Source organism: Halomonas flagellata, from assembly GCF_022487945.1.
Classification (GTDB): domain Bacteria; phylum Pseudomonadota; class Gammaproteobacteria; order Pseudomonadales; family Halomonadaceae; genus Halomonas; species Halomonas flagellata.
Genome location: NZ_JAKVPY010000015.1, coordinates 104,673 through 110,891, shown reverse-complemented (window position 1 = coordinate 110,891; position 6,219 = coordinate 104,673). Strand labels below are relative to the sequence as shown.

7 protein-coding genes are annotated in these 6,219 nt (G+C 67.2%); 1 reads left to right on the top strand and 6 read right to left on the bottom strand.

Features of this window, described 5'->3' with window-relative positions:
- On the bottom strand, positions 1 to 256 hold a 256-nt coding region (locus MKP05_RS13580; protein ID WP_240568752.1), incomplete at its 3' end, for an alcohol dehydrogenase catalytic domain-containing protein.
- A 131-nt stretch (positions 257 to 387) separates the two neighbouring features.
- On the opposite strand from MKP05_RS13580, the gene MKP05_RS13575 reads away from it, so the two are divergent.
- Entirely contained in the window at positions 388 to 1,287 is a 900-nt protein-coding gene (locus MKP05_RS13575; protein ID WP_240568751.1) for a LysR family transcriptional regulator, read from the top strand.
- 44 nt (positions 1,288 to 1,331) lie between these two features.
- Here MKP05_RS13575 and MKP05_RS13570 read toward each other — a convergent pair whose 3' ends face one another.
- The 5 genes from MKP05_RS13570 to MKP05_RS13550 all read right to left on the bottom strand — a co-directional run bounded on the left by MKP05_RS13570 (position 1,332) and on the right by MKP05_RS13550 (position 6,106).
- Positions 1,332 to 2,315 (bottom strand): branched-chain amino acid ABC transporter permease, encoded by a 984-nt coding sequence (locus MKP05_RS13570; protein ID WP_240568750.1) that lies wholly within the window; start codon positions 2,313 to 2,315, stop codon positions 1,332 to 1,334.
- Between the two features lie 4 nt (positions 2,316 to 2,319).
- Positions 2,320 to 3,207 (bottom strand): branched-chain amino acid ABC transporter permease, encoded by an 888-nt coding sequence (locus MKP05_RS13565; RefSeq protein ID WP_240568749.1) that lies wholly within the window; start codon positions 3,205 to 3,207, stop codon positions 2,320 to 2,322.
- Between the two features lie 57 nt (positions 3,208 to 3,264).
- On the bottom strand, positions 3,265 to 4,485 hold the full coding sequence (locus MKP05_RS13560) for an ABC transporter substrate-binding protein (protein WP_240568748.1): 1,221 nt from the start codon (positions 4,483 to 4,485) through the stop codon (positions 3,265 to 3,267).
- A 107-nt stretch (positions 4,486 to 4,592) separates the two neighbouring features.
- Complete coding sequence (locus MKP05_RS13555) at positions 4,593 to 5,336, bottom strand: ABC transporter ATP-binding protein (protein WP_240568746.1); 744 nt, start codon at positions 5,334 to 5,336, stop codon at positions 4,593 to 4,595.
- Complete coding sequence (locus MKP05_RS13550) at positions 5,333 to 6,106, bottom strand: ABC transporter ATP-binding protein (RefSeq protein WP_240568745.1); 774 nt, start codon at positions 6,104 to 6,106, stop codon at positions 5,333 to 5,335. Before MKP05_RS13550 ends, MKP05_RS13555 begins: the two co-directional genes overlap by 4 nt.
- Between the last annotated feature and the right edge of the window lie 113 nt (positions 6,107 to 6,219).

The window sequence follows — 6,219 nt, the reverse complement described above, 5'->3', positions numbered from 1 at the left end:
GGATGACGTGGTCGCCGGGGCGCACGCTGGTGACGCCCTCGCCCACCTCCTCGACGATGCCGGCGCCCTCGTGGCCCAGCACCGCCGGGAAGTTGCCCTCCGGGTCGGCCCCGGAGAGGGTGAAGGCGTCGGTGTGGCAGACGCTGGTCGCCGCGATGCGCACCAGCACCTCGCCGGCCCTGGGCCCCTCGACGTCGATCTCGGTCAGCTCCAGCGGCTGGCCCGCGGCCAGGGCGACGGCGGCGCGTGATTTCATGTGACTCTCCTGCGATGGCATGGGTGATGAGGACAGCTTTCAGTCTAGATAACCCGGCGGCACGAGATAAACTGCACCAACTACACTACATTATTGCCAACGAGCAATAATCCCTCCACCCTGGAGCACCGATGCAACGCTGGGATCGAATCGAAGCCTTCGTGGAGGTGGTGCGACTGGGGACCTTCGCGGCGGCGGCGAGCCACCTCAAGGTCTCCAACTCCCATGTCAGCCGGCTGGTCAGCCAGCTGGAGAATCAGTTGGGTACCACCCTGCTCTACCGCACCACGCGCCAGATCCGCCTGACCGATGCCGGCGCCCTCTACTATGAGCACTGCCACCATCTGTTCGACGGCTTCCGCGAGGCCGAGGCGGCCATCAACGACCTCCAGGCCCGCCCGCGCGGGGTGCTCAAGCTGACCTCGGCCACCACCTTCGGTGAACGCTTCATCGCGCCGCTGATCAATGACTTCCTCTGCCAGCACCCCCAGCTCGAGGTGCGCATGCACTTCACCAACCGCCAGGTGGACATCATCGACGAAGGCTACGACATCGCCATCCGCATGGGCACGCTCAAGGACTCGACGCTGATCGCCAGGCGGATCTGCGAGCGGCGCGAGTACGTGGTGGGCTCTCCGGCCTACTTCACCCGGATCTCGCAGCCCCACTCGCTCGCCGAACTGGCCCACCACCGCTGCCTGGTCGGCTCCCGGGACCACTGGCGCTTCGATGTCGAGGGCGTGCGCCGAGAGGTCCGGGTCGAGGGGGCCTGGGAGGCCAACTCCGGCCCGGCCCTGCTGGATGCCGCCCTCAAGGGGCTGGGGCTCGCCCAGCTGCCCGACTACTACGTCGATGAATACCTGGATAGCGGTGCCCTGGTGGCGGTGCTCGATGCCTACCGCCACAGCGACACCGCGGTCTGGGCGGTCTATCCCCGCCACCGCCACCGCTCGCCCAAGGTACGCCAGTTCATCGACTACCTGGTCGAGCATATCGGCGAGATGCTGCCGGCACCGCGCCAATCGCCCTGACCGCCGGCCCCCCAAGAAGGGCGCCCACGGGGCGCCCGAACGGCTCACTTCAAGTTCTTGCGCACGCTCTTGGCGATCTCGCCGACGATGCCGCTGCGGAAGCTCAGCACGCAGAGCACGAAGATCAGGCCCAGGATCACGCTCACCCAGTTGCCCAGCGGCGACTGCGCCAGCTGCGTCTGCAGGCTGACCACCAGGCCGGCCCCCACCAGCGGGCCGAACAGGGTGCCCACCCCGCCCAGCAGGGTCATCAGGATCACCTCGCCGGACATGTGCCAGTGGGCGTCGGTGAGCGAGGCGAGCTGGAAGACCACCGTCTTGGTGGAGCCCGCCAGGCCGGCCAGGCCCGCGGACAGCACGAAGGCCACCAGCTTGTAGGCGTCGACGTTGTAGCCCAGCGATACCGCCCGCGGCTCGTTCTCGCGGATCGCCTTGAGCACCTGGCCATAGGGCGAGTGCACGGTGCGCTGGATGATGGCGAAGCCGATCAGGAAGACGGCGAAGACGAAGTAGTACATCGCCAGGTTGCTGCGCAGGCTGATCAGGCCGAACAGCTCGCCACGCGGCACGCCGTGCAGGCCATCCTCGCCGCCGGTGAAGGGCGACTGGACGAAGACGAAGAACACCAGCTGCGCCAGGGCCAGGGTCACCATGGCAAAGTAGATCCCCTGGCGACGAATGGCCAGGGCCCCGAACAGGGTGCCCAGCACCAAGGCGGCCAGGGTACCCACCAGGATGCCCAGCTCCGGCGTCAGCCCCGGGTAACTGGCCAGCAGGAAGCCGGTGACGTAGCCGCCGGTGGCCAGGAAGGCCGCGTGGCCGAAGGAGAGCAGCCCCGCATAGCCGAGCAGCAGGTTGAAGGCGCAGGCGAACAGCGCGAAGCACAGCACCTTCATCAGGAACACCGGATAGGCGACGAAGGGCGCCGCGAGGCCGATGGCGATCAGCACCAGATAGAGCAGGCCACGGCGCAGGCGGGCATTGCGCTGGCGCTCCATGGCCGGGGTCAGGGTTTGCGTGGTGGCCATGTCGTCATGCCTCCTTGCCGAAGAGTCCCGCGGGACGCAGCATCAGGACCAGGATCATCACCAGGAAGATCACGGTGTTGGCGGCCTCGGGGTAATAGACCTTGGTGAGCCCCTCGATCAACCCCATGGACAGGCCGGTAATGATGGCGCCGAGGATCGAGCCCATGCCGCCGATCACCACCACCGCGAAGACCACGATCAGCAGGCTCGAGCCCATGGTGGGCGACACCGGGTAGAGCGGCGCGGCGAGCACCCCGGCGAAGGCAGCCAGTGCCACGCCGAAGCCGTAGGTCAGGGTGACCAGCAGCGGCACGTTGACGCCGAAGGCCTGCATCAGCGCGGGGTTCTCGGTGCCAGCCCGCAGGTAGGCCCCGAGGCGGGTGCGCTCGATGATGAACCAGGTCCCCAGGCAGACCACCAGGGCCGCCACCAGCACCCAGGCGCGGTAGATGGGCAGGAACATGAAGCCCAGGTTGATGCCGCCCTGCAGCGCTTCCGGCGTCGGGTAGCTCGAGCCCGACACTCCGAAGAGGTTGACCAGGGTGCCCTCGGCGATCAGCGCCAGGCCGAAGGTGAGCAGCAGGCCGTAGAGGTGGTCGAGGTGGGCGATCCGGCGCAGGATCACGCGCTCGATCACCATCCCCAGCCCCCCCACCACGAGGGGCACCAGCAGCAGCGCCACCCAGTAGTTGATGCCCAGGTAGCGAAAGCCCAGCAGGGCGGCGAAGGCGCCGAGCATGTACTGGGCGCCATGGGCGAAGTTGACGATCTTCAGCAGGCCGAAGATCACCGCCAGCCCGAGGCTGAGCAGGGCGTAGAAGGCGCCGTTGATCAGGCCCAGCATCAGCTGGCCCATGAACACCGCCAACGGCACCCCGAATATCATCGTCATGGCATGGACCTCCCGTCAGGGGGCGACGGCCGAGGCCGCCGCCGGTTCGGGCTCTGCTCAGTTCTGAACCAGGTCGCACTGGCTCTCGGAAAGCGGCCGGTAGGCCTCCTCGGCGGGGATGGTGGCGAGGATCTCGTAGACGTCCCACTCCCCGGTGGACTCGTCCGGCGACTTCACCTGGGCCAGATACATGTCATGGACCATGCGGCCATCCTCGCGGATGCGACCGTTACGGGAGAAGAAGTCATTGACCGGGGTCCCTGCCATCCTCGCCTTGACCGTCATGGGATCGTCGGTGCCGACCTCCTCCATGGCCTTCAGGTAGTGCATGGTGCTGGAGTAGATGCCCGCCTGGACCATGGTCGGCATGCGCGCGGTGCGCTCGTAATAGCGCTCGGCCCACTCGCGTGCCTCGTCGTCCATGTCCCAGTACCAGCCGGTGGTCAGCAGCAGGCCCTGGGTGGCCTCGAGCCCCATGGCATGGACATCGTTGAGGAAGATCAGCAGGCCGGCGAGCTGCTGGCCGCCCTGCACCACGCCGAACTGGCTGGCGGTGGTAATGGCATTGACGGTATCGGCACCGGCGTTGGCCAGGCCGATGATCTTGGCCCCGGACCCCTGGGCCTGGAGGATATAGGAGGAGAAATCATTGGTCGGGAACGGATGGCGAATCTTGCCGATGATGGTGCCGCCGTTGTCGGTGACCACCTTCTCCACGTCGCCCTCCAGGGCATGGCCGAAGGCGTAGTCGGCGGTGAGCAGGAACCAGCTGTCGCCCCCCTGCTCCACGACCGCCTTGGCGGTGCCGTTGGCCAGCGGGTAGGTGTCATAGACCCAGTGGATGTGGTTCGGGGTGCAGTGCTCGTTGGTGATGCTCGACGCCGCTGAGCCGGACACGATGCCCAGGCCGTTGTGCTCCTCGAGCACATTGGTCACGGCGATGGTCACCGAGGAGGCCACCAGGCCGGCGACCAGGTCCACGTTGCGCTCGTCGATCCATTCGCGCACGGTGTTGGCACCGACGTCGGCACTGTTGCGGTCGTCGGCGCTGAAGACCTCGATGGGCGCGCCGTTGACGCTGCCGCCGAAGTCCTCCACGGCCATCTCGAGGGCCTCGAGACCGCCCGGGCCGGCCAGGTCACGGTAGGTGCCGGACATGTCGGCGAGATAGCCGATGCGTACCTCGTTGTCGCTGATCTCGGCCTGGGCGCCGGTGGCCATCATGGCGGTGGCGGCGAAGGCGATGCCGCTGGCGAGGGTCTTCCTGAGGAAAGTCATCTTCGTCTCCATGGGCCCCCTCGGGGGCCTTTGTTGTTGTCGCAATGGTGGGCAACGAACGTTGCCGTCGTGATTGCCGGATGTCCTGAGGAAGCAGCGAGCGGCGCTCAGACCCCCAGCATCGAGTTGAGGTCGTCGCGACGCGAGGGCAGCTCGGCCGCCGAGATCGCCTCGACGATGCGACCGTGCTCCATGACGAAGTGGCGATCGGCCAGCGGTGCGGCGAAGCGGAAGTTCTGCTCCACCAGCACGATGGTCATGCCCCGCGCCTTGAGCTTGACCAGCACCTCGCCCAGCACCTGGACGATGACCGGGGCCAGGCCCTCGGTGATCTCGTCGAGCAGCAGCATGCGGGCGCCGGTGCGCAGGATGCGTGCCAGGGCCAGCATCTGCTGCTCGCCGCCGGAGAGCCGGGTGCCCTGGCTGCGGCGCCGCTCATGGAGGTTGGGAAACATCGCGTAGATCTCATCGATCGACATGCCACCGGAGCGCACCGTGGGCGGCAGCAGCAGGTTCTCCTCGACGTCGAGGCTGGCGAAGATGCCGCGCTCCTCCGGGCAGTAGCCGATACCCAGGCGCGGGATACGGTGGGCCTTCATGCCCAGGGTCTCGGTGCCGTTGATTACGATGGAGCCGGTGCGCCGCCCGACCATGTTCATGATCGCCTTGAGGGTGGTGCTGCGCCCGGCGCCGTTGCGCCCCAGCAGGGTGACCAGCTCGCCGCGCTTCACGTCGAAGTCGACGCCGTGCAGGATGTGCGACTCGCCGTAGAAGGCGTGCAGGTCGCTGACCCGCAGCATCTCGGCGCCGTCGAGGTCATGATAGTCGGTGATCTTGGCCGCCTGGCTCATGCGCTGACCTCCTCTTCCGCCGCCTCGCTGCCCATGTAGGCCTCCCGGACCCGCGGGTCGCGGGAGACGCTCTGGTAGTCGCCCTCGGCCAGCACGGCGCCGCGGGCCAGCACGGTGATGCGGTCGCACAGCCGGCTGACCACGCTGAGGTTGTGTTCCACCATCAGCACGGTGCGCCCCTTCGAGACCCGCCGGATCAGCTCGACGATGCGGTCGACGTCCTCGGCGCCCATGCCCTGGGTGGGCTCGTCGAGCAGCATCAGGGTGGGCTCCAGGGCCAGGGTGGTGGCCACCTCGAGCGCCCGCTTGCGCCCATAGGGCATCTCCACGGTGAGCACCTCGGCGTACTCGCCCAGGCCCACCTCGTCGAGCAGCGCGAGGGCGCGGTCGTTGAGGTGATCGAGGCTCTTCTCGGATTTCCAGAAGTGGAAGGAGGTGCCCAGCTTGCGTTGCAGCGCCACGCGCACGTTCTCCAGCGCGGTCATGTGGGCGAACACCGCGGAGATCTGGAAGGAGCGCACCAGCCCCAGGCGGGCGATCTCGTTGGCCTTCAGGCCGGTGATCGGCTTGCCGCGGTAGAGGATCTCGCCGCGGGTGGGCGGCAGGAACTTGGTGAGCAGGTTGAAGACGGTGGTCTTGCCGGCCCCGTTGGGGCCGATCAAGGCGTGGATATGCCCTTCCCGGACCTGCAGGTTGACGTCGTCCACGGCGGTGAAGCCGCGGAATTCCTTGGTCAACCCGTGAGTCTCCAGTATGAACTCCTGGGTCATGTGTCGCCTCTCTGGATCGCCTCGGACGATCCGCCATTGGTTCTGTTGTCGTTGTTGTCTGCCGTTGTGGTTGTTCTGGCCTTGCCGGCATCGGGGGCAGGTCGGTGGCGAGA

Excerpts from the sequence above, each read along its gene's own strand:
- MKP05_RS13575 (WP_240568751.1), top strand. The coding sequence starts at position 388 with ATGCAACGCTGGGATCGAATCGAAGCCTTCGTGGAGGTGGTGCGACTG.
- MKP05_RS13570 (WP_240568750.1), bottom strand. The coding sequence starts at position 2,315 with ATGGCCACCACGCAAACCCTGACCCCGGCCATGGAGCGCCAGCGCAAT.
- MKP05_RS13565 (WP_240568749.1), bottom strand. The coding sequence starts at position 3,207 with ATGACGATGATATTCGGGGTGCCGTTGGCGGTGTTCATGGGCCAGCTG.
- MKP05_RS13560 (WP_240568748.1), bottom strand. The coding sequence starts at position 4,485 with ATGACTTTCCTCAGGAAGACCCTCGCCAGCGGCATCGCCTTCGCCGCC.
- MKP05_RS13555 (WP_240568746.1), bottom strand. The coding sequence starts at position 5,336 with ATGAGCCAGGCGGCCAAGATCACCGACTATCATGACCTCGACGGCGCC.
- MKP05_RS13550 (WP_240568745.1), bottom strand. The coding sequence starts at position 6,106 with ATGACCCAGGAGTTCATACTGGAGACTCACGGGTTGACCAAGGAATTC.